Source organism: Catellatospora methionotrophica (genome assembly GCF_011297335.1).
GTDB lineage: Bacteria > Actinomycetota > Actinomycetes > Mycobacteriales > Micromonosporaceae > Catellatospora > Catellatospora methionotrophica.
This window is the reverse complement of the sequence record NZ_JAAOTJ010000014.1, coordinates 111,013-129,397: the sequence shown is the minus strand read 5'-3', so window position 1 is coordinate 129,397 and position 18,385 is coordinate 111,013. Positions and strand designations below refer to the sequence as shown.

General features: G+C 69.0%; 21 protein-coding genes and 1 pseudogene. 13 read left to right on the top strand and 9 right to left on the bottom strand.

Going from position 1 to position 18,385, the window contains the following annotated elements:
- The first annotated feature begins 15 nt into the window (after window positions 1–15).
- Entirely contained in the window at window positions 16–657 is a 642-nt protein-coding gene (locus HAV40_RS26750) for a carbonic anhydrase (RefSeq protein ID WP_166385933.1), read from the top strand.
- Between the two features lie 157 nt (window positions 658–814).
- On the opposite strand, the gene HAV40_RS26745 is transcribed toward HAV40_RS26750, so the two are convergent.
- From HAV40_RS26745 to HAV40_RS26735, 3 genes are all read right to left on the bottom strand, one after another.
- Window positions 815–1,174 carry a hypothetical protein gene (locus HAV40_RS26745; protein ID WP_166385932.1) on the bottom strand — a complete coding sequence of 120 codons (360 nt, stop codon included), beginning with the start codon at window positions 1,172–1,174 and terminating at the stop codon, window positions 815–817.
- Entirely contained in the window at window positions 1,171–1,428 is a 258-nt protein-coding gene (locus HAV40_RS26740; RefSeq protein ID WP_166385931.1) for a hypothetical protein, read from the bottom strand. Before HAV40_RS26740 ends, HAV40_RS26745 begins: the two co-directional genes overlap by 4 nt.
- A 347-nt stretch (window positions 1,429–1,775) precedes the next feature.
- The gene (locus HAV40_RS26735; protein ID WP_166385930.1) at window positions 1,776–2,120 is read right to left on the bottom strand and encodes a hypothetical protein; all 345 of its coding nucleotides are present in this window, start codon (window positions 2,118–2,120) and stop codon (window positions 1,776–1,778) included.
- Between the two features lie 260 nt (window positions 2,121–2,380).
- On the opposite strand from HAV40_RS26735, the gene HAV40_RS26730 reads away from it, so the two are divergent.
- Window positions 2,381–3,331: an SDR family NAD(P)-dependent oxidoreductase gene (locus HAV40_RS26730; RefSeq protein WP_166385929.1), complete on the top strand. Its 951-nt coding sequence runs from the start codon at window positions 2,381–2,383 to the stop codon at window positions 3,329–3,331.
- A 69-nt stretch (window positions 3,332–3,400) separates the two neighbouring features.
- Here the strand turns inward: HAV40_RS26730 and HAV40_RS26725 are convergent.
- Window positions 3,401–3,796, bottom strand: a pseudogene (locus HAV40_RS26725) (LysR substrate-binding domain-containing protein); the annotation flags it as partial.
- 358 nt (window positions 3,797–4,154) lie between these two features.
- Between HAV40_RS26725 and HAV40_RS26720 the strand changes: the two are divergent.
- Window positions 4,155–4,538 carry a nuclear transport factor 2 family protein gene (locus HAV40_RS26720; RefSeq protein WP_166385928.1) on the top strand — a complete coding sequence of 128 codons (384 nt, stop codon included), beginning with the start codon at window positions 4,155–4,157 and terminating at the stop codon, window positions 4,536–4,538.
- Window positions 4,539–4,742: 204 nt separating this feature from the next.
- Window positions 4,743–5,972: a barstar family protein gene (locus HAV40_RS26715; protein ID WP_239086952.1), complete on the top strand. Its 1,230-nt coding sequence runs from the start codon at window positions 4,743–4,745 to the stop codon at window positions 5,970–5,972.
- 242 nt (window positions 5,973–6,214) lie between these two features.
- Here the strand turns inward: HAV40_RS26715 and HAV40_RS26710 are convergent, their stop codons facing one another.
- Window positions 6,215–6,670, bottom strand: coding sequence for a type II toxin-antitoxin system PemK/MazF family toxin (locus HAV40_RS26710; RefSeq protein ID WP_239086951.1), 456 nt, complete (start codon window positions 6,668–6,670; stop codon window positions 6,215–6,217).
- A gap of 256 nt (window positions 6,671–6,926) precedes the next feature.
- On the opposite strand from HAV40_RS26710, the gene HAV40_RS26705 reads away from it, so the two are divergent.
- The gene (locus tag HAV40_RS26705) at window positions 6,927–7,565 is read left to right on the top strand and encodes a hypothetical protein (protein ID WP_166385924.1); all 639 of its coding nucleotides are present in this window, start codon (window positions 6,927–6,929) and stop codon (window positions 7,563–7,565) included.
- 170 nt (window positions 7,566–7,735) lie between these two features.
- On the opposite strand, the gene HAV40_RS26700 is transcribed toward HAV40_RS26705, so the two are convergent.
- Both HAV40_RS26700 and HAV40_RS26695 read right to left on the bottom strand, forming a co-directional pair.
- Entirely contained in the window at window positions 7,736–8,194 is a 459-nt protein-coding gene (locus HAV40_RS26700) for a nuclear transport factor 2 family protein (protein WP_166385922.1), read from the bottom strand.
- A 259-nt stretch (window positions 8,195–8,453) separates the two neighbouring features.
- On the bottom strand, window positions 8,454–9,251 hold the full coding sequence (locus HAV40_RS26695; protein WP_166385920.1) for an RICIN domain-containing protein: 798 nt from the start codon (window positions 9,249–9,251) through the stop codon (window positions 8,454–8,456).
- Between the two features lie 858 nt (window positions 9,252–10,109).
- On the opposite strand from HAV40_RS26695, the gene HAV40_RS26690 reads away from it, so the two are divergent.
- Window positions 10,110–10,331 (top strand): DUF2188 domain-containing protein, encoded by a 222-nt coding sequence (locus HAV40_RS26690; RefSeq protein WP_166385918.1) that lies wholly within the window; start codon window positions 10,110–10,112, stop codon window positions 10,329–10,331.
- A 582-nt stretch (window positions 10,332–10,913) separates the two neighbouring features.
- Here the strand turns inward: HAV40_RS26690 and HAV40_RS26680 are convergent.
- The gene (locus HAV40_RS26680; protein ID WP_166385916.1) at window positions 10,914–11,489 is read right to left on the bottom strand and encodes a maleylpyruvate isomerase N-terminal domain-containing protein; all 576 of its coding nucleotides are present in this window, start codon (window positions 11,487–11,489) and stop codon (window positions 10,914–10,916) included.
- A gap of 261 nt (window positions 11,490–11,750) precedes the next feature.
- On the opposite strand from HAV40_RS26680, the gene HAV40_RS26675 reads away from it, so the two are divergent.
- The 6 genes from HAV40_RS26675 (at window position 11,751) to HAV40_RS26650 (ending at window position 17,164) form a co-directional block, all read left to right on the top strand.
- Complete coding sequence (locus HAV40_RS26675) at window positions 11,751–13,049, top strand: extracellular solute-binding protein (protein WP_166385914.1); 1,299 nt, start codon at window positions 11,751–11,753, stop codon at window positions 13,047–13,049.
- Between the two features lie 74 nt (window positions 13,050–13,123).
- Window positions 13,124–14,140, top strand: coding sequence for a carbohydrate ABC transporter permease (locus tag HAV40_RS26670; protein WP_166385911.1), 1,017 nt, complete (start codon window positions 13,124–13,126; stop codon window positions 14,138–14,140).
- 8 nt (window positions 14,141–14,148) lie between these two features.
- Window positions 14,149–15,036 carry a sugar ABC transporter permease gene (locus HAV40_RS26665; RefSeq protein WP_239086959.1) on the top strand — a complete coding sequence of 296 codons (888 nt, stop codon included), beginning with the start codon at window positions 14,149–14,151 and terminating at the stop codon, window positions 15,034–15,036.
- The gene (locus HAV40_RS26660; protein WP_166385907.1) at window positions 15,036–16,052 is read left to right on the top strand and encodes a LacI family DNA-binding transcriptional regulator; all 1,017 of its coding nucleotides are present in this window, start codon (window positions 15,036–15,038) and stop codon (window positions 16,050–16,052) included. Before HAV40_RS26665 ends, HAV40_RS26660 begins: the two co-directional genes overlap by 1 nt.
- A 30-nt stretch (window positions 16,053–16,082) precedes the next feature.
- Complete coding sequence (locus tag HAV40_RS26655) at window positions 16,083–16,460, top strand: FKBP-type peptidyl-prolyl cis-trans isomerase (RefSeq protein ID WP_409365013.1); 378 nt, start codon at window positions 16,083–16,085, stop codon at window positions 16,458–16,460.
- A gap of 125 nt (window positions 16,461–16,585) precedes the next feature.
- Complete coding sequence (locus tag HAV40_RS26650; RefSeq protein WP_166385903.1) at window positions 16,586–17,164, top strand: P-loop NTPase family protein; 579 nt, start codon at window positions 16,586–16,588, stop codon at window positions 17,162–17,164.
- Window positions 17,165–17,167: 3 nt separating this feature from the next.
- Here the strand turns inward: HAV40_RS26650 and HAV40_RS26645 are convergent, their stop codons facing one another.
- On the bottom strand, window positions 17,168–17,641 hold the full coding sequence (locus HAV40_RS26645) for an OsmC family protein (protein WP_166385901.1): 474 nt from the start codon (window positions 17,639–17,641) through the stop codon (window positions 17,168–17,170).
- Between the two features lie 62 nt (window positions 17,642–17,703).
- On the opposite strand from HAV40_RS26645, the gene HAV40_RS26640 reads away from it, so the two are divergent.
- Window positions 17,704–18,381, top strand: a complete 678-nt coding sequence (locus HAV40_RS26640; protein ID WP_166385899.1) for a GOLPH3/VPS74 family protein — start codon at window positions 17,704–17,706, stop codon at window positions 18,379–18,381.
- Window positions 18,382–18,385 lie beyond the last annotated feature (4 nt).

The window sequence follows — 18,385 nt, the reverse complement described above, 5'->3', positions numbered from 1 at the left end:
CACTAGGCTGCGATCATGGTTCACGTTGCGCCCCCGACTCCTGAGCAAGCCTTCGAACTGCTGCTGGCAGGCAACCACCGCTTCGTTGTCGGCGCCCCAGAGCATCCGAACCAGGACGCCGCCCGCCGTACCGAGATCGCGCCCGGCCAGCGCCCGTTCGCTGTGGTGTTCGGATGCTCAGACTCCCGGCTGGCAGCAGAGATCATTTTTGATCGTGGTCTCGGTGATCTGTTCGTGGTCCGCACAGCCGGGCACGTGATGGGCCCGGAGGTGCTGGGCAGCATCGAGTACGGGGCGGACGTGCTCGACTGCCCGCTGGTGCTGGTCCTCGGCCACGACTCTTGCGGCGCGGTGGCGGCGGCGTGCGCCGCGCTGGAGAGCGGGATGCCCCCTGCTGGATATGTTCGCGACGTCGTCGAGCGGGTGACACCCAGCGTGCTCGCCGCACGGGCGGCCGGGCTCGTGGAGCCCGACGAGATCCTGGCCGAGCATGTCAGGCATACGGTCGAGCTGCTTCTGGACCGCTCGCGGGTGCTGGCAGAGCGGGTCGAAACCGGCCGTACCGCGGTCGTGGGTCTGTGCTATCGGCTGGCTGACGGCAGCGCGCAGGTGGTAGCAGCCCGCGGCCTAGAGGTGGTCGCCGACTCCACACGCTGAGCACCGCTCAGGTGCGGTCACCGGCAGGACGTGAACCGCACCAGTGTGCCGTGGTCGCCGCGCCCGATGAAACCGGCCCTGGTCAGCGGGCGCCCGCCCCGGCGGCGATCAGGTCCGACGCGACGGTCCAGGCGGCAAGCGGCGGAGGAGGGCTTCCTCAGCCGCCTGGACATCCGCGGCCTCCGCTGACCGCCTGACAATGCGGCTGCGCAGGCTCGACGGGCGCGTGGCTGCGAGGTGCCGCCGTGGTGGCCAGGGCGACGACCGCAGTGAGCCCGAGGCCTATCGCCGCCGCGGCGCAGTGGTGGGCCGTCCACTGTCGATCACCGCGCCGCCTGGCGAGCACGAGGCCGATTACCGGCAGGGCGACTGCGCCGGTCAGCGCGATGGCGAGCATGATCGGGCCCGCCGGCCCGTGGGGCGGCTGCAGGTTGCCGCGGTCATCGAGGTAGCGGGCGACGGCGGGCAGCAGGATCAGCGGCACGCCGTAGAACCAGATGTAGAACAACGCTCTCACAGCAGCCACACTCCGATGGCCACGATTGCCGTGGCCAGCCATGAGCTGGTGACTCCGAGCCACAGGCCCGAAGCAGTCCAGTGGCGTAGCGCCATGGTGATGAGCACCCCGACCACCAGCACGGCGAAGCTTGCCGGCAGCACGTAGGTGAACCCGATCACGAACGCCAGCAGTGACATCTCCGGGCTGGCCGGCAGCGACAGCAGCGCCAACAAGTACGCGCAGGGCAGCATGGCCGCCCAGCCGAGGACCATCCGGACCGCCAACGACGTCGATGGGCCGGCTTGCCGCACTTGTCTTACCTGATCTTCAGTGGCTAGGTGGGACACATGATCAGATTTGCCGACAGCCGCGCCCGTGTCCAACATCAAGTTCGTCTGGCGCGATAGCGGATCCGATATCGCCGCTGCTCAGCGTGGCTTTCCCGGCGTCGAAACCCCTGGTTCCCGATCTTGGTTCACGACTGCGTCGATCCCGAACCACCACCACCCACAGCGCAGTTCAGAGCTCGCAACCACCCGGGCGGTTGACCCACAGCCCCATCATTCGCGGCCCCGCTCGGCGGGACCGGTGCGCCCGTTCTGCCGTGCACGGCGATCGATTAAGGCGTGACCGACGGTGACGGAACCAGCGATGGTGACGGGACCAAGGTCGGCGAGGGCACCATGGTCGGAGAAGGCGTCGGAGCTGGTGCCGGGCTGTTGTTGCCACATGAGGCCAGCAGCCACCACAGCAGCCCCAGCACGACCAGCGCCAGGATCAGTGGAAGCAGCCAACGCGGCAGACCCTGCTTGGCAGGGGGCGTGACCGGAGTCCGCCGGACCTGGTCACCGGTGCCCGTCACGTCTCTTCCGTACTCGTTGCCCTTCGCGGACGCCTGCTCGCGCATCCGGCGCGCGCGTTCCTCGGGGTCGAGCGGACCGTCGTACCCGCTGCTGTTGCTCATCGGCACTCCCAGGTCAGGTGGCGGACAAAATTCACCATATGCGACCGAATGACTTGGCGAACCTCCTTCTCACACGCTCAGTCCCCCGGTACAGCCACGCCCGGTTGCAGCAGCCAAGAGCTCTCCTCATCATGTCGGCGTATGTGACCTGGATCTATCGTTAAACGGAGTCGACTCCGCTTAGTATCACGTAACGGAGCCGGATCCGCCTACTTCCTGACGGTGCCGCCCGGCACACCCATCCAGCAGGAGGAATACGTATGAGCGACCACATCACCACACCGTTCGGGGCCACGTCGACAGCAGCCGAAGTCATCGCCGGCGTCGACCTGACCGGCCATCGGGCGATCGTGACTGGCGGATCGTCCGGCCTCGGCGTCGAAACCGCCCGCGCGCTTGCCGATGCCGGTGCGGCGGTCACCCTCGCGGTGCGCGACGTGGCGGCCGGCGAACGGGTTGCCCGGGACCTGACCGCGGCGACAGGCAACAGGCAGGTCCTGGTTTCGCCATTGGACTTGGCGGACCAGGGATCGGTGGCCGCGTTCGTGTCGGCCTGGACCGGACCGCTGCACATGCTGGTCAACAACGCCGGGATCATGGCTCCCCCGCTGTCGCGGACACCGCAGGGATGGGAGGCGCAGTTCGCGACCAACCACCTCGGCCACTTCGCCCTGGCGGTCGGCTTGCACGATGCCCTGGCAGCCGCTGGCGGCGCCCGGATCGTGGCGGTCAGCTCGGTCGGACACGTCAACAGCGATGTCGACTTCGACGACATCAACTTCGACCACCGGCCCTACGACCCCTGGTTGGCATACGGGCAGTCGAAGACGGCCAACATCCTGTTCGCCGTCGAGGCCGCCAAACAGTGGGCAGCCGACGGAATCACGGCGAACGCGCTGAACCCCGGCCGGATCATCGGCACGAACCTGGGCCGTCACATCGGTGACATCGCGAACGCCCCTGCGTCGTTCGATCCGGCCAGCACCGACGTGTCCTGGAAGAACATCGAGCAGGGTGCCGCGACGTCGGTCCTGCTCGCCGGATCTCCGCTGGTGAACAGCGTCAGCGGACGCTACTTCGAAGACTGCCAGGAGGCTGGGCCGCACCAGCCGGGGGTACGCCGCGGAGTGGCCGGGTACGCACTCGACCCCGTGGCAGCCGCCCGACTCTGGCGGGTCTCCTCTGACATGATCGCCGCTGCGACGCGTTGAGACCGGCCCTGGCGGCCCAGGGTCCACGGTCACCTCTCCGGCGCTGCGAGTAGACGCTCGCCGATACGATCAAGCAAGATCGTGGTCCGCCCGCGGCGCCAGGTGATGTCCGTTCGGCAGTGCCGTCTGGAGGAAGCGACGGGCGACCGCGCCAAGAGGACGTTCGGCAGCCGCGAGTGCGATCTCGTAGGTCGGCGCATCGTTTCGTACTCGCAGGAATCGCAGGTCAGCGGAGTCGGTGGCGAGTGAGGTCGGGACGAAGGCGACTCCGAGGCCGAGCCGGACGAGGTCGAGGATCGTCGACAGATCGTTCATCTGTACGGTGATCCGCCGCCGCAGGCCCGCCGCCCTGAACGCGTGGTCCACGGCCCAGCGCATCCCCCAGCCGGGCGGGAAGTCGATGAACGGCTCATCGATGAGTTCGGCCAGTTCCACGCCGTCCCGGCCGGCGAGGACGTGGCCGGGGGCTGACGCGACCCGTTGACCGGCGCGCCCGTACGCTGGCCGCCCTGTTCATCACCGGCTACAGCGGCCTGGCCATCCCGGTGATCGGGCTCGGCTCCGCCAGCCAGCTCGCCGGCCCGCGCGGTGCGCTGGCCGGGTTCGCCGTCCTGACTGCGATCGGTCTCGCGGCGATCACTGCCGTACGTCTGCGCAACGAGCCGAGAGCGCACGCCCTGGCAACTTAGCAGCCCGTGACACTAATGCGCAGGCCAGCGCACCTGTCACCGCCTACGCTCGTACTGACCACCAACCGGGGGACGGTCGCGGCACCTCCGACCCCGGCAAGCTGTCGTCAGGTTCGGGAGAGGGGAAGGATGCGATGGATGCCGACGCCCGGATCCGGGCTGCCATCGAGGAACATTGGCGGGCCTCGGAGTCCGGTGAGACCGATGCGGAGCACGCCATCTACGCCGACGACGCGACCCTCAGCTATCCCCAGTCGGGAGAACGATTCCGGGGCCGAGCCACGATCCAGGCGCAACGCGGCGGGCACCCTGCCGATCGGCACTTCACCGTCGTTCGGATAACCGGCAGTCGAAACCTGTGGGTGAGCGAATGCATCATCACCTACGACGGCTCACCCACACACGCGGTGAGCATCATGGAATTCGACGGCGAGCGGGTGGTGCGCGAAACGCAGTACTTCGCCGACCCCTTCGTCGCTCCCGCCTGGCGAGCCGCGCTCGCCGAGCGAGGCCCGTGACGGGCTCGGTCGTCAGCTGCCTCGTCGTTGCGACGGCCGTCGGCGAATCACGCCGGCTCCATCATGCTGTGCCGTTCCGTCGTCGCTGTCACCAGCAAGTACCGGTTGGACAGGCCCACGGGTTGAACGGCGGAGCCACTCTCCCGTTCATGCCCGTCAACGGGTGATGCGCTGCCGCTCGTACAGGTCACGTAGGGTCGGGTCGTGATCGAGCCTTTGCCGATGCGCTGGCAGCTCCTTGATGAGTACAGCGGCAGCGCAGGCGACCCGGACCGCATTGTCGCCCACTGCGTTGACGTGCAGGGACTCTTCGCCGATCCACCTTCCCTGCCGTACGAGAGATACACGCTGCACGGCTGTCAGCCCACGGGCCGACTGGCGGCGGCGATCGACCGGAACGACCATCGGTACTGGCTGGGCAACGTCATAGTGGACAGCAAGCACGATCCTGACCGGCCGCCGCCGCCCGGCTGCGACTGCGCAACGATCCGGTGCAGCTGCATGGAGGAACTTGTCGACGTCACCGTGCTGGGCTGCCGTCCCTCTGCGCACGGTGACGGCCTGGTCGACATCGACCTGGAGGGCGGGGTCCGCCTCGACTCAGGGTATACCGACCGCACACCGGCCCGACGTCCGGACGCGATCGGCTTCCACCTGACCGGCCCCGACGATGACGGGGACCTGGGTGAGTGCCTCGACATCAGTGGCCTGTTCGTCGAGCGGCCCGGCGCTTCGTATCCCCCGGCGATCCTGGTGGGCTGCCGTCCCGAACCGCCGCTGCACGCCGCCCTGGCCGCCCTTGCCGGCGGCGGCTCCGCCCGGCGCCGCCTGGTTAGGGCGTCGCTGCTGGCCGTGGAGGCAGACGGAACCGTCGTTTCGGCGCTCTATCGCAGCATCTGCGCCACGGTGACGGGAGTCCAGCCGTCGTCCATCGGCAGCGGCCTGGTGGACGTCATGTTCGATGGTCCGGTCGGCGAGCCGCTGCCGGCCCGTGCGCGAGAAATCTGGGATCTCTGGTACACGGGCGGCCCCGCCGAGCGCAACGCCTGGGCGGGTTACGACGCTGCGTTGCGGCACGAGTGGGCCGGTGCCGCCCTCGCGCACCACCGCCACGGCGCGTCAGACCTTGACGCACGGCAGGTGTACCACCTCGACGGGCGGTTCGTCACCGACCTCGACGGCTTCTACTGCGCGATCGGCGAGGCGGTCAACGGCCCTGGCGGCTACTTCGGCTGGAACCTCAGCGCACTGCACGACTGCTTAACCGGTGGGTGGGGCGCGCGAACGCCGTTCACCCTCGTGTGGCACGACGCGCACGTCGCCGAGCAACACCTGGTGCCCGGCTACGACCGGCGGCGGTGGGCCACCGCAACGACCATGGCGTATCTGCTGGGAATGCTCAGCGAGCACGGAGTCGAGGTGGAGCTGCGCTGATGCGGCTCGGATGACCAGCGGTTGGTCCACCGGCTCCGCAGGTGGGCTTGGTCCGCAGCTTGGGGTCGGCGAAGGTGGACTCGACGGGGCCCGTGGTCCGCGCCGCGCTGCCCGCGCGGCCGGAGGCTCAGCGCGGCTCGGTCGGCCGCCACGCAGAACGTCACCGGCACCACCGCCACCATCGCGGGGCTGACCGTCCCGACCCGCACGAAAAGCGGGAGGCGCAGACCACGGCTGGCCGTCTAACCGGAGACGACCGTCGGCGGGACCACCCAGCCGCACTGGTGCGATCGGTACACCTGGGCCATCACCCATGGGTGCACCGTTCCCGCGCGACGCCGCAGATCGTCGTCCCACACCCAGAACGGTGCGGACAGGTCGAGGAAGCTGTCGTATTCGGCCCTGGGATCCCACGCCGACGTCTGCGGGATTTCGATGTGGTCCCGCCGATGGCTCTTGTCCTGGCTGGTGATCTTCAGAGCCTCGACATGGTCGGCGTGGGTGCGGATCACCAGGCAGGGCCGAACCTTGCCGCCGGAGCCGTCTTCGTAGGCCACGTATGCCCACCAGACCTCGCCCGGATGCGGTCGAGCCGCCCAGACCGCATCCGGGGGCTGCGGCACGATCTTCGGCCGAGCAGCCGACCGGCGTACAGCCGCCCACACACCGATGGCGACAGCGGCGAGCAGTGCCACCACGACCAGCAGGCAAACTGCCCCAGCGACCAGCTCTCCCAGCAGACTCGACCGCGTCCCCGGTTCCATCCTCGACTCCGATACGCCTCGTCGACAGTGACGAAGAACTATATGACGACATCGCCCGGAGCAGTGCCCCGGACGCCGCCCGGGCGGACCGCCGACCGGTGCGCGACCACCTGACAGCATCGCTCATATCGGTGGACGTTATATATCGTCGCCCGATATACTTGTCGGCATGGCGAGGCGAGGAGCGACGATGCGGCGACATGTCCTGGCGAGGCTGGCTGCGGCGCTGTGGGGGCTGGCGGTGGCGCTGAGCGGCTGCGACTCCGGGCAGCCGGGTGGCGGCGGCCTGGTGACGCCGCCGCCACCCGTGTCGCCGTCGCCGAATCCGAGCGCACCGCCGATCGGCGACCCGATCCGCACCGGTGTCACGATCGCGGGCAGTGAGCTGGTCGTCTACTTCTGGGGCAGCGCGCAGCCGTACCTCGACGAGTTCTGGTACGGCCCGAACGGCGCCGAGGACGGCCCTTACTCGACGGTGTTCGCCGGCGCGCACGGGCAGCCGTTCCTCGACATGCGCGAGATCATCGTGGGCGACGGCACACTGATCGACTACGGCTCGGTGCGCGGCCCGGTCGGGCGCCTGCATTGCGAAGCCGAGGGCGAGACGGTCGCGGCCAGCTTCACCCCGTGGAGCGCGGACCGGTCGGTGTACGTCTTCTGGCTCGTGCGCCACGGCAGGCCACTGCCTGCACCGACCCTCGTCCGGGAAGGTCTCTGGCTACCGCTGGCCGACGAGGACTACCCGCTCTGCACCGCGTACGACGCCGACGGGAAGGCTCTGGGCAACTCGCGGATCAAGCCGCCGGGAGCCGAGCAGAAGGGCGGGTGATCATCGTGCTCGACCGGACGGCGCAGGACCACCACATGGCGGTAGGTACCGATGACCCGCCGGGCAGGGCGTCGCCGGCCGCGCCTCCTCCGCTGTCAGCTCGTCCACATGCGGCTGGACGCCGCGCCACAGCTGCATGAACACGCCCAGCCGCGCCCACCCCCGGCCGGTTATCGCGTGGTGTCCCTGGTGCTCTCCTGCGGACGGAGTGCGGTCAGGAGGCGGTCGAGTTGGCCCCAGGCCCGCGCGCTGGCGACGTGGTCAATGTAGTCTCGGGACTCGACGATGAGCCCGTCGCGGATACGCATCACGAAGACGCAGGGCACCGTGAACGCCTCCCCAGTCTCGGCGACGCGCCCCTGATAGGCGAACTCGGCGACGATCACCTCCGGGTCCGCGGTTTCGTGAATCGTCACGTCGACCGGTTTACGGTTCAGTGTCCGGGCCACCGGAGGCGGCGAGGTGAAGTGCTCGTGCAGTTCGCTACGGCTCCGCAGCGGTGGCGGGTCGAGCGGGTGGAACGGATGCGTGACATGGGTCTGTTCGGCGTACAGGTCTGCCAGGTCTTCGTACGGACCGTCGCAGACACCGTTCACCAGCCGGAGGAAAGTCTCGCGTGGGCTGCTCATCCCGGGTCTCTCCGTTTTGGTAGACGTCACGTGGGGCTGACCGAGGACTAACCACGGCCGGTGCCCCATCGACGGCACCTTACCGAACGCGGCCTCGATGTGACTGCCCCGAAGTCATGGGGCTGTCCAGCACCCGCACCGATGCGCCGTCATCGATACAGAGTCGAGGCGCCGACCCACGAGCAGAGGTGAGCGGCGTCGAAACCTCAGCCGGAACCGGCAGCACGCCGGTCCCGGCTGAGCCGAAGCGTCTACGGCGTCAGCCGAGGGGCTCCCAGACGGCCAGCCAGGTGTCGTTGGGAGCGCCGAGCGGCTGGCAGGCGAACTGGATGATCCAGTTCCCGGCGCCGGTGCCGCCGCTGACGTTGACGCAGGAGCCGCCCTGCACACCGACGAGCTGGTAGCCGCTGCCCTTGGCGTTGAACGTCCACTGCGAATTGGCGAAACTGCCGCAGGTGAACTGCACGATCGCGGCTCCATTGGCGGAGCCGCCGCCGGCGACGTTCATGCACAGGCCGCTGTTGACGTTCTCGAACGCGTACGCTCCGGCCTGGTAGACCCGGGGCTTCCACTTGTAGTGCGGCTGGTCCTGCACCGGCCACTGGATGAGCCGCGCGCCGTTGGCCGTCGACGCTCCGCCGACGACGGCGACCTGCTGCGGGTCGGTGTTCAGGCGCAGCGTTACGGTGCCGGGAAGTTTCGGGTCACTGGTGCCCCGGTGTTCCCACACGGGCAGCCATACGTCGTCGGGGTTGCCGACACTGCTGCAGGCAGAGGTGACGGCAGCGCCGTTGGCCGCGGTCAGGCACCCGCCGTAGCGGCGGTCGACGAGCTGGTAACCGATGCTCTGGCGGACGAACGTCCAGCCGTCCTGCCAGGCGCAGTCGCCGCCCCCGACGGGGCTGGCGGCGCCGCGGCCGGTGTGTTCGCACAGGCCGTCGTGCGCGGACTTGAGCTTGACGAACTCGCCGTCGAGCAGGGGTTGCCAGAGCTCGTGTTCGCTGCCGGTCCACGGGCCGACGGCCCACGGGGTGCCGTATCTGGAGCCGTCCGGCACTCGCAGCACCTGTTGCGGGTCGCTGGCCAGTCGCAGTGTGATGCGCGCCGGTACCTCGTTCGGGTTGATGGCGGCTGCTGCGGGGCTGGAGTTGCCCGCTACAAGTGCGGCGATTACCGCCGCGGAGAGAAGTAGATGCCTGACCATGGCCAAAAGGCCCCTTTCATCCGGTTTGCCCTGGTCAAGGTAGCAACCGAGTTCCCTCCACGCTCACGGAACGCCTTACGTGAACAGCCTTCATCGGTGAGCTCCAGCGCCTGCATCTATGCGCCGCTCTACCACCCCCGATGGCGGCGAAGCAGGCGCTGGGCGACGATCGCGCCCCGCTCCAACGGTGACCGCACCCGACCCCCGGTCCGCCGCCCGGCTCCCACTGCCCCATCTGACCGTTGCCGTCGACTGCCAGGCTTACGCCAGTGACCCGCCTACGGTTCGGAGCGGCCAGGACGTCTTGCTCACCCAGCTGGGCCCGAACAGCTCAGCTGACGAACAGCGTCCAGTACCCCGCAGTGGCGGGCTTCTGGAGACAGTTGAACTGGCTCCACTGACCCTCGGCCTGCCCGGCCTGCCCGGCGGCCACACACTCCGCGCGACTCCCGTAATCCGCCCAACTCTCCCCGAGCGGCCACGCCTGGGCCGGGGCCGCGGCCGCACCGACCGCCGTCGCAACGACGAAACTTACGAGTAGCAGCTGACGTGTCCTCATGTCACTCCCCATCGATCGTCGAATGTCTATGTCTGACAGTAGTGTGCGAATCCAGATCCTTCAACCGGCTGATGTCGTCGGGCGTGGAGGGTTACATGCGGTGCCCCTTGGCGATAGAGCGGAGGGTAGCTCGATCAGCGAAGGAGACGATCATGGAACGTACGGTGTATCGGGTAGAGGCTGCAGGCGAGCAGTGGGAGCTGCGCGAGGGCGACAAGGTCGTGGCCTCCGACGCGCGCAAGGAGGATCTCGTCCACCGGGCGCGTCAGACCGCGCGTGACAACAAGCCCAGCCAGTTGATGATCCACGACAGTCAGGGACGGATCGAGGACGAGTCGACCTACCAGGACGACCCTTTCCCGCCCGCCGGCTGACAGAGCGGCCTGCCGCATTCGTTCGGCAGCTCCGGTTGCCCGCGAGGGGGCGTACCGACGGGATGCCGTCGCTTTCCACGGCATGGGGCCGGTGGTTGGTGCGGACAGATGCGAATTGAACGTGTACACCGCAGGCAGGCGGCTCGACCGTGATGGTCGGGCCGCCTGCCTGCGGTGGTGATGGTCAGCGGGAGCGTCGGGTTTTGACGCCGGAGGCTTCGAAGTCGTGGATGGTGTCGTTGATCCGCAGGCCGTCGACCGCGCCGACCCAGTTGAAGTCGCGACCCTTGCCCACCGCCGCGGTGTAGATCGTCGCGGCTTCGCCGCCGTCTACGTCGAGCGCGGCCTTGACCGCGGCGAAGGTGCAGGGAGTGGCCAGGGCGCGGCCGGTCGCGGAAGTCGACCTCGTTGCCGAAGTCGACTTTCTCGCTCGGCGGGGTCAGGGTGGTCGAGTCGTCGGCGACTTCGATGCCGAGGCTGCCCTCGCCGTACGGGGGCCGGGCCGCGGGGCCCGTGACGCCGAACGAGCCGAGCCGCCTTCCCGCCCGCAGCGCCGTGGAGCCGTATCGCTTCCTGCTGCGGTCAGCCGCGGGCAGCGCGCCAGGTCCAGGTCGTCCGGCGGGGACGGTCCGGCAGGTCGCCACGGCCGGTGCACCACAGGAGCACGGCGGCGGGTGCGCCGTCGGGGGCGTCGGGGAACAGCCTGTGCAGGATGAGTGCGGCCTGGTCGGCGGGCGGCTGCCAGGCCGGGTTCAGGGTGCGGGTGATGTCGTGGGTGTGCAGCAGCGTCTCGGCCATGCCCATGGCGGCGAAGCCGCTCGGGTCGCACGGACCCCAGTGCCAGGCGCGCAGGGCAGGGTCGGCGGCGGCGAGCGCGGTGGCCAGCAGCCCGCCCGCAGCGGTGATGATCTGCAGGAGCTGGGTCGTGGTGGCGTCGGGCCGCACGGTCAGGTCGTAGGGCAGGTAGGCGTCGTCGGGGGCGGCGGCGAGTTGTCCGGCGTACGCGATCAGGTCGTGGGCGATGTGGGCGGCGGTGTCGCGGCAGCTCCAGTCGAGCGTGCCCGCGGGCGCGGCCCAGTCGGCGGCGGTGTGCGGGCCGAGGGCGGCTTGCAGGGCTTGCAGTGCCTGGCGGAGGTCGTCGTGGCCGGGGTCGCGCATGGGTGCACTGTGTCACCTTCGCCGGGCCCGGCGACACCGGGTTTGCCCGACCTGCTGAAACTGTTAGCAAGGTCTGCCAATTGATTTCAGTAGATCGCGGACTGTGAACACGGTCACGCAGGCATTTGATATGGGTTTGCCGGGTTTGTGGACGCCTTTCGGTAACGGGATTGCAGGAAAAGACGCAAGGACTTTCTGAATCCGAAACTTCTTGCTAACGTCCCGCGCTGGAAGGACAGGCATACCCCCGAGGAGCGAATAATGCGTCGCACCGCCAGAGGGATCGCCGTTCTTGCCTCCGCTGCCATCGCACTCGCGGTGACGGCCTGTGGCAACGACGCGACCGAGGCACCCACCAAGACCGACCCCGCGGCCCTGTCGGCCGAGCTGACGTGGTGGGACACGTCGGACCCCGCCAACGAGGGCCCGGCGTTCAAGGAGCTCATCACCGAGTTCAACAAGACCTATCCGAACGTGAAGATCAACTATCAGTCGGTCCCGTTCGGTGAGGCGCAGAACAAGTTCAAGACCGCCGCCGCGGCCAAGTCCGGCGCTCCGGACATCCTGCGCGCCGAGGTGGCGTGGGTGCCGGAGTTCGCGTCCCTGGGCTACCTGTACAACCTCGACGGCAGCGAGCTGCTGGCCGACGAGTCGGACTACTTCGCCACCCCCATGTCGGCGAACAAGTTCGACGGCAAGACCTACGGCGTCCCGCAGGTCACCGACTCGCTCGCGCTGATGTACAACAAGAAGATCTTCACCGACGCGGGTGTCACCGAGGCCCCGAAGACGTGGGCCGACGTGAAGACCGCCGCGGCCGCGATCAAGGCCAAGACCGGCAAGGACGGCCTGTTCATCAACGCCGGTGGCTACTTCCTGCTGCCGTTCATCTACGGCGAGGGCGGCGACCTGGTCGACACCACCGCCAAGAAGATCACCGTGAACTCCGCGGCCAACGTCGCGGGCATCTCGGTGGCCGCTGACCTGATCAAGTCGGGCGCCGCGGTCAAGCCGCCGGCCAACGACTCCTACGGCACCATGATGACCCTGTTCAAGGAGCAGAAGGTCGCCATGATCATCAACGGCCCGTGGGAGGTCAACAACGTCCGCAAGGCCGAGACCTTCGGCGGCATCGAGAACCTCGGCGTCGCCGCGGTTCCGGCGGGCTCGGCCAAGGCCGGCGCTCCGGTCGGTGGCCACAACTACGTGCTGTACTCCGGCATGGCGCAGGACAAGGCCGCCGCGGCGATCGCGTTCGTGAAGTTCATGTCCTCGGCGAACTCGCAGGCGTTCCTGGCCGACAAGCTCGGCGTGCTGCCGACCCGCAAGTCGGCGTACGACATCGACAAGGTGAAGAACAACGCGGTCATCGCGGCGTTCCAGCCGGTCGTGGCGTCGGCCGTGGCGCGTCCGTGGATCCCCGAGGGCGGCCAGTTCTTCGGCCCGCTCGACACGATGGCCACCGAGGTCCTGATCCAGGGCAAGGACGTCAAGACCTCCCTCGACGGGGTCGCCGACAAGTACAAGACCGAGGTCGTCACCGCCTACACGGCGGGCTGACCCTCGACCCTGAGGCCGGTCCCCGCGCGGGGACCGGCCTCGGCCCCTTCCCCACTCCCCCTCGGAGCACGCCCGTGAGCACAGACACCGCCACGCCGGCCCGGACCAGCCCCCCGCCGCGTGAGACCCGACGACCCGGCCGGCTGCGGCGCAGCTGGGACAAGCACTGGTACGCCTGGGTGATGGTCACCCCCGTCGTGCTCGTGCTCGGCGTCCTGATCTTCTATCCGCTCGGCCGCGGCATCCTGCTGTCGTTCACGAACCTGACCGAGGCCAACCAGCTCGCCGAGATCTGCAGCAAGTCGATCACCGGCACCGAGGTGTGCAAGCCGAACCCGAACGCGTGGGAGATCGTCGGCGTCGACAACTACGTCAACATCCTCACCGGCAAGGTCGGCGAGTTCTGGCAGCAGTTCGGCGTCACGCTCATCTGGACCGTGACCTGCGTGGTGTTCCACTACGCGATCGGGCTGGGCCTGGCCGTGCTGCTCAACCGGCCGATGCGCGGGCGCGGGCTGTACCGGGTGCTGCTGATCCTGCCGTGGGCGGTGCCGGCGTTCGTGTCGGCGTTCGCGTGGCGGTTCATGTTCAACGAGAACTTCGGTCTGATCAACTCGGTGTTCGAGTCCGTCGGCCTGGACCGGGTCGCGTGGTTCGCCGACTGGAAGACCGCGCTGCTGACCGCGATCGTGGCCAACATCTGGCTGGGCGTGCCGTTCATGATGGTGACCCTGCTCGGGGGGATGCAGACCATCCCCGGGGAGCAGTACGAGGCCGCCGAGATCGACGGGGCCACGCCGTGGCAGCGGTTCGTCAACATCACGCTGCCGGGGCTGCGCTCGGTCAGCATGACGGTGCTGCTGCTGGGCACCATCTGGACGTTCAACATGTTCCCGATCATCTTCCTGGTCACCGGCGGCGAACCGGCGGGACAGACCGAGATCCTGGTGACCGGCGCGTTCCGGTCGGCGTTCGAGGGCATCCGCAACTACTCGCTGTCCTCGACGTACGGCGTGCTGATCCTGTCGATTCTGCTCGTGTTCTCGGTGTTCTACCGGCGCGCGCTGCGTAAGCAAGGCGAGGTGTGGTGACGATGACGATGACGATGGCCCCCGGCACGGCGGCACCGTCCGCGGTCACGCCGAACAAGCAGAGCCGGGCCAGGCGCAGCCCGCTGGCGTCGTTCGGGCTGCACGCCACGCTGATCGGGGCGTCGCTGATCGCGGTGTTCCCGATCGCGTGGGTGGTGCTGAGCTCGTTCAAGCCCAAGCAGTGGGTGCAGAGCAGCGAACTGTCGCTGGTCAAGGAACCGACGCTCGGCAACTACTCCTACGTGCTGTTCGAGACGAACTTCCCGACGTGGATGCTCAACTCGGTGATCATCGCGCTGTGCACGATGGTGATCGGCATCCTGATGTCGGCGACGACCGGGTACGCGCTGTCGCGGTTCAACTTCCCGGGGCGGCGCAAGCTGATGATGGTGTTCCTGGTGACGCAGATGTTCCCGGTCGCCATCCTGATCGTGCCGATCTACCAGATCATGGCGACGCTGGGGCTGATCAACACACACGCGTCGCTGGTGATCGCGTACCTGACGATCGCGGTGCCGTTCTGCTCGTGGATGCTGAAGGGGTACTTCGACTCGATCCCGACGTCGCTGGACGAGGCGGCGTCGATCGACGGGTGCGGGCCGTTCCAGACGTTCTGGCGGGTGATCATGCCGCTGGCGCGGCCGGGGATCGCGGTGACGGCGTTCTACACGTTCCTGACGGCGTGGGGCGAGGTGGCGTACGCGTCGGCGTTCATCCAGACCGACGACCGGTTCACGCTGGCGTACGGCATGCAGCAGTTCGTGCCGCAGTTCAACGCGCAGTGGGAGTACCTGACGGCGGCGGCGGTGCTGGTGACGGTGCCCGCGGGGCTGGTGTTCCTGTACGCCCAGCGCCACCTGGTGTCCGGCCTGACCGCCGGTGGGACGAAGGGCTGATGGCGGCGCAGACGCGGGCGCGGCTGGCCGACATCGCCGCGCAGGCGCAGGTCAGCCAGGCGACCGTGTCCCGGGTGCTCAACGACCGCCCCGGCGCGTCGGCGAGCACCCGGCAGGCGGTGCTGACGGCGCTGGACGTGCTCGGCTACGAGCGGCCGGGGCACCTGCACCGAACCGGGGCGGGGCTGGTCGGGCTGATCCTGCCGGAGCTGGACAACCCGATCTTCCCGGCGTTCGCGCAGATCGCGGAGTCGACGCTGGCGCAGCAGGGGTACACGTCGATGCTGTGCACGCAGACGCCGGGCACGGTCAGCGAGGACGAGTACGTCGACATGATGCGCGAGCGCGACGTCGCGGGGATCGTGTTCATGTCCGGCATGCATGCCGCCGCCGACGGCGATCCGGGGCGCTACCACCGGCTGACCACCGACGGGGTGCCGTTCGTGCTGGTCAACGGGTTCCTGCCGGGGGTGGCGGCGCCGTTCGTGTCGTGTGACGAGCACGGGGCGGCGGAGCTGGCGGTGGCGCACCTGGCCTCGCTCGGGCACCGGCGGATCGGACTGGTGTGCGGGCCGCGCCGGTACACCCCGACGCGGCGCAAGGTCGCCGGGTATCAGGCGGCGATGGCCGGGCTGTACGACGGTGACCTGGAGGAGCTGATCGAGATCGCGCCGTTCGGCGTCGAGGGCGGGCACGGTGCCGCGCTGCGGCTGCTGGAGCGGGGCGTGACGGCGATGCTGTGCGGGTCGGACCTGATGGCGCTCGGCGCGATCCGGGCGGTGCGGGCCAACGGGCTGTCGGTGCCGGGGGACGTGTCGGTGGTCGGGTTCGACGACTCGCTGCTGATGGCGTACACCGATCCGCCGCTGACCACGCTGCGCCAGCCGGTGCGGGCGATGGCCCAGGCCGCCGTGCGCGCTCTGCTGGACGAGATCGGCGGGTACGCCGCCCCGCACAGCGAGTACATGTTCCGGCCGGAACTGGTCGTGCGGGGCTCGACCGCGGCGCTGCGCTGACGGTGGGCCGTACGCCCCGCCTAGGATGGCATCATGACCTTGAGCAAACCGACTGTGGAGTTCCCCGGGGGCGAGGCCCCGACCGATCTGGTGATCACTGACCTGGTCGTCGGCGACGGCGACGAGGCGGTGCCCGGCCGCCAGGTGGTCGTGCACTACGTGGGCGTGACGTTCGACGGTGGCGAGGAGTTCGACGCCTCCTGGAACCGTGGCTCCCCGTTCACGTTCCCGCTCGGCGGCGGGCGCGTCATCCAGGGCTGGGACGAGGGCGTGGCCGGCATGAAGGTCGGCGGCCGCCGTCAGCTGATCGTCCCGGCCAAGCTCGCGTACGGCAACCGAGGCGCGGGCGGCGTCATCAAGCCGGGCGACACCCTGGTCTTCGTGGTGGACCTCCTCGAGGTCCGCTGACCCACTGCCCCGACGATCTTGCGCGTACGGCGGTGACGGCACGCCCGTGTCGACATCGATTCGCGCAAGATCGTCGGGATCGCCGCAGGGCGGCGCGGTGGGATCTTGCGGGTTAGACTCCCGCGATGCCGCTGCTGAGTGTCGATGATCTGCTGCCGTGGACGCCGCGGCGTGTCCTGGTCACCGGCACCTCGGGCGCGGGCAAGACCACGCTGAGCACGGCGGTCGCGCAGGCGCTGGGGCTGCCGAGGGTGGAGCTCGACGCGCTGCACCACGGGCCGGGCTGGGTGCCCCGAGTGAGTTTCGCCGAGGAGGTCGCGGCGTTCGTGGCGCAGCCGCGGTGGGTGACCGAGTGGCAGTACACCGACAAGCTCGGGCAGCTGCTGTCCGGGCGGGCCGACACCGTGATCTGGCTGGATCATCCTCGGCCGCTGGTCATGTGGCAGGTGACCAGGCGTACGCTGCGCCGGCGCTGGCGGCGCGAGCTGCTGTGGAACGGCAACATCGAGCCCGCGCTGCACACCCTGTTCACCGATCCCGAGCACGTGATCCGCTGGGCTTGGCGCACCCATGCCAAACCGGGCCGGCGCGTGGCGGCGCTGCTGGAGCAGCGCGGCGACCAGGTCGCGGTGGTGCGCCTGCGCGGCCGGGCACAGGTGGGCAGGTGGCTACGCAGGCTGCGCGAGGGCTGTCTGCAGGGCTGACGCTCAACCCTGCGCGGACGTGATGATCACCGGCTCGTGGCGGACGGGGAAGTTCACCGAGTTCGCGATGAAGCAGGCCTTGTTGGCGTCGTGGTGCAGGGCCAGCGCGCGCTCGGTCATCGACGCGTCGGCGACGGCGACCCGGGGTCGCAGCACCGCCTCGGTGAACCGGCCGCCGTCGTCGTCCTCGGTCATCGTGGCCTGCGGGGAGTCGGTGTAGCCGGTGACGACGACGCCGTTGACCGAGCACAGGTGCAGGTACCAGAGCAGATGGCACTGGGAGAGGGAGGCCAGCAGGAGCTGCTCGGGGTTCCAGCGGTCGGGCTCGCCGCGGAAGGCCGGGTCCGAGGAGCCGGGCAGGGTCGGCAGACCGGGGGCGCTGACCTCGTGGGTACGGCGGTAGGTGCGGTAGCCGTCGGTGCCGGTGCCCTGGTTGCCGGTCCACTCGACGGTCACTGCGTAGCGGTGCTCGCGCATGGCCGCAGCCTAGTGCACCCGTCGGCATACCGGATGGGGGCAAAGCGCCTAAACTCGGACCTATGGAGCTCTCGCTGGCCGAGCAGCTGGTTCTGCTCAGTTATGACGATGCGACCGGCAGGCCGCTGGTGCCCATCAACCACATCGACTGCGGCATCGAGGGCGCGGTCCTGCTCAGCCTGGCCAACGCCGGGCGCATCGTGATCCGCCGCGGGCATGTGGAGGTCGCCGATCACACCCCGACCGGCGACCCGTCGCAGGACGCCGCGCTCGACGAGATCAGCGACGACAACAAGGGCCACGCCCCCGACTGGTGGATCTACCATCTGGCCTCGCCGCACCACCGCCAGCGGCTGCTGGACAACCTGGTCGGCAAGGGCGTGCTGCGCCGCGAGGACCACCGGGTGGTGGGCGTCTTCCACCGGCCGCGCTACCCGATGATCGACCCGACGGCGGAGAAGGCGATGGTCGACCGTATCCGCAACGTGGTCAACCGCATCGCCGAGCCCGACCGCGACTCGGTCAGCCTGCTCGCGCTGAGCCACACCATGCTGCTCGACCGCCACTACTTCCCCGAGATCAACCACGACGACATGCGCCACCGGGTGATGGAGCTGGCCGAGGGCGAGTGGGCCGCACCGGCCGTCGGCAAGGTCATCTACGCGATGAACATGGCCGTGATGGCCGCGATCACCGGCGGCATCGCCTCGTCCTCGACCGCCGCCGTCTCCGCCACCTGACCCG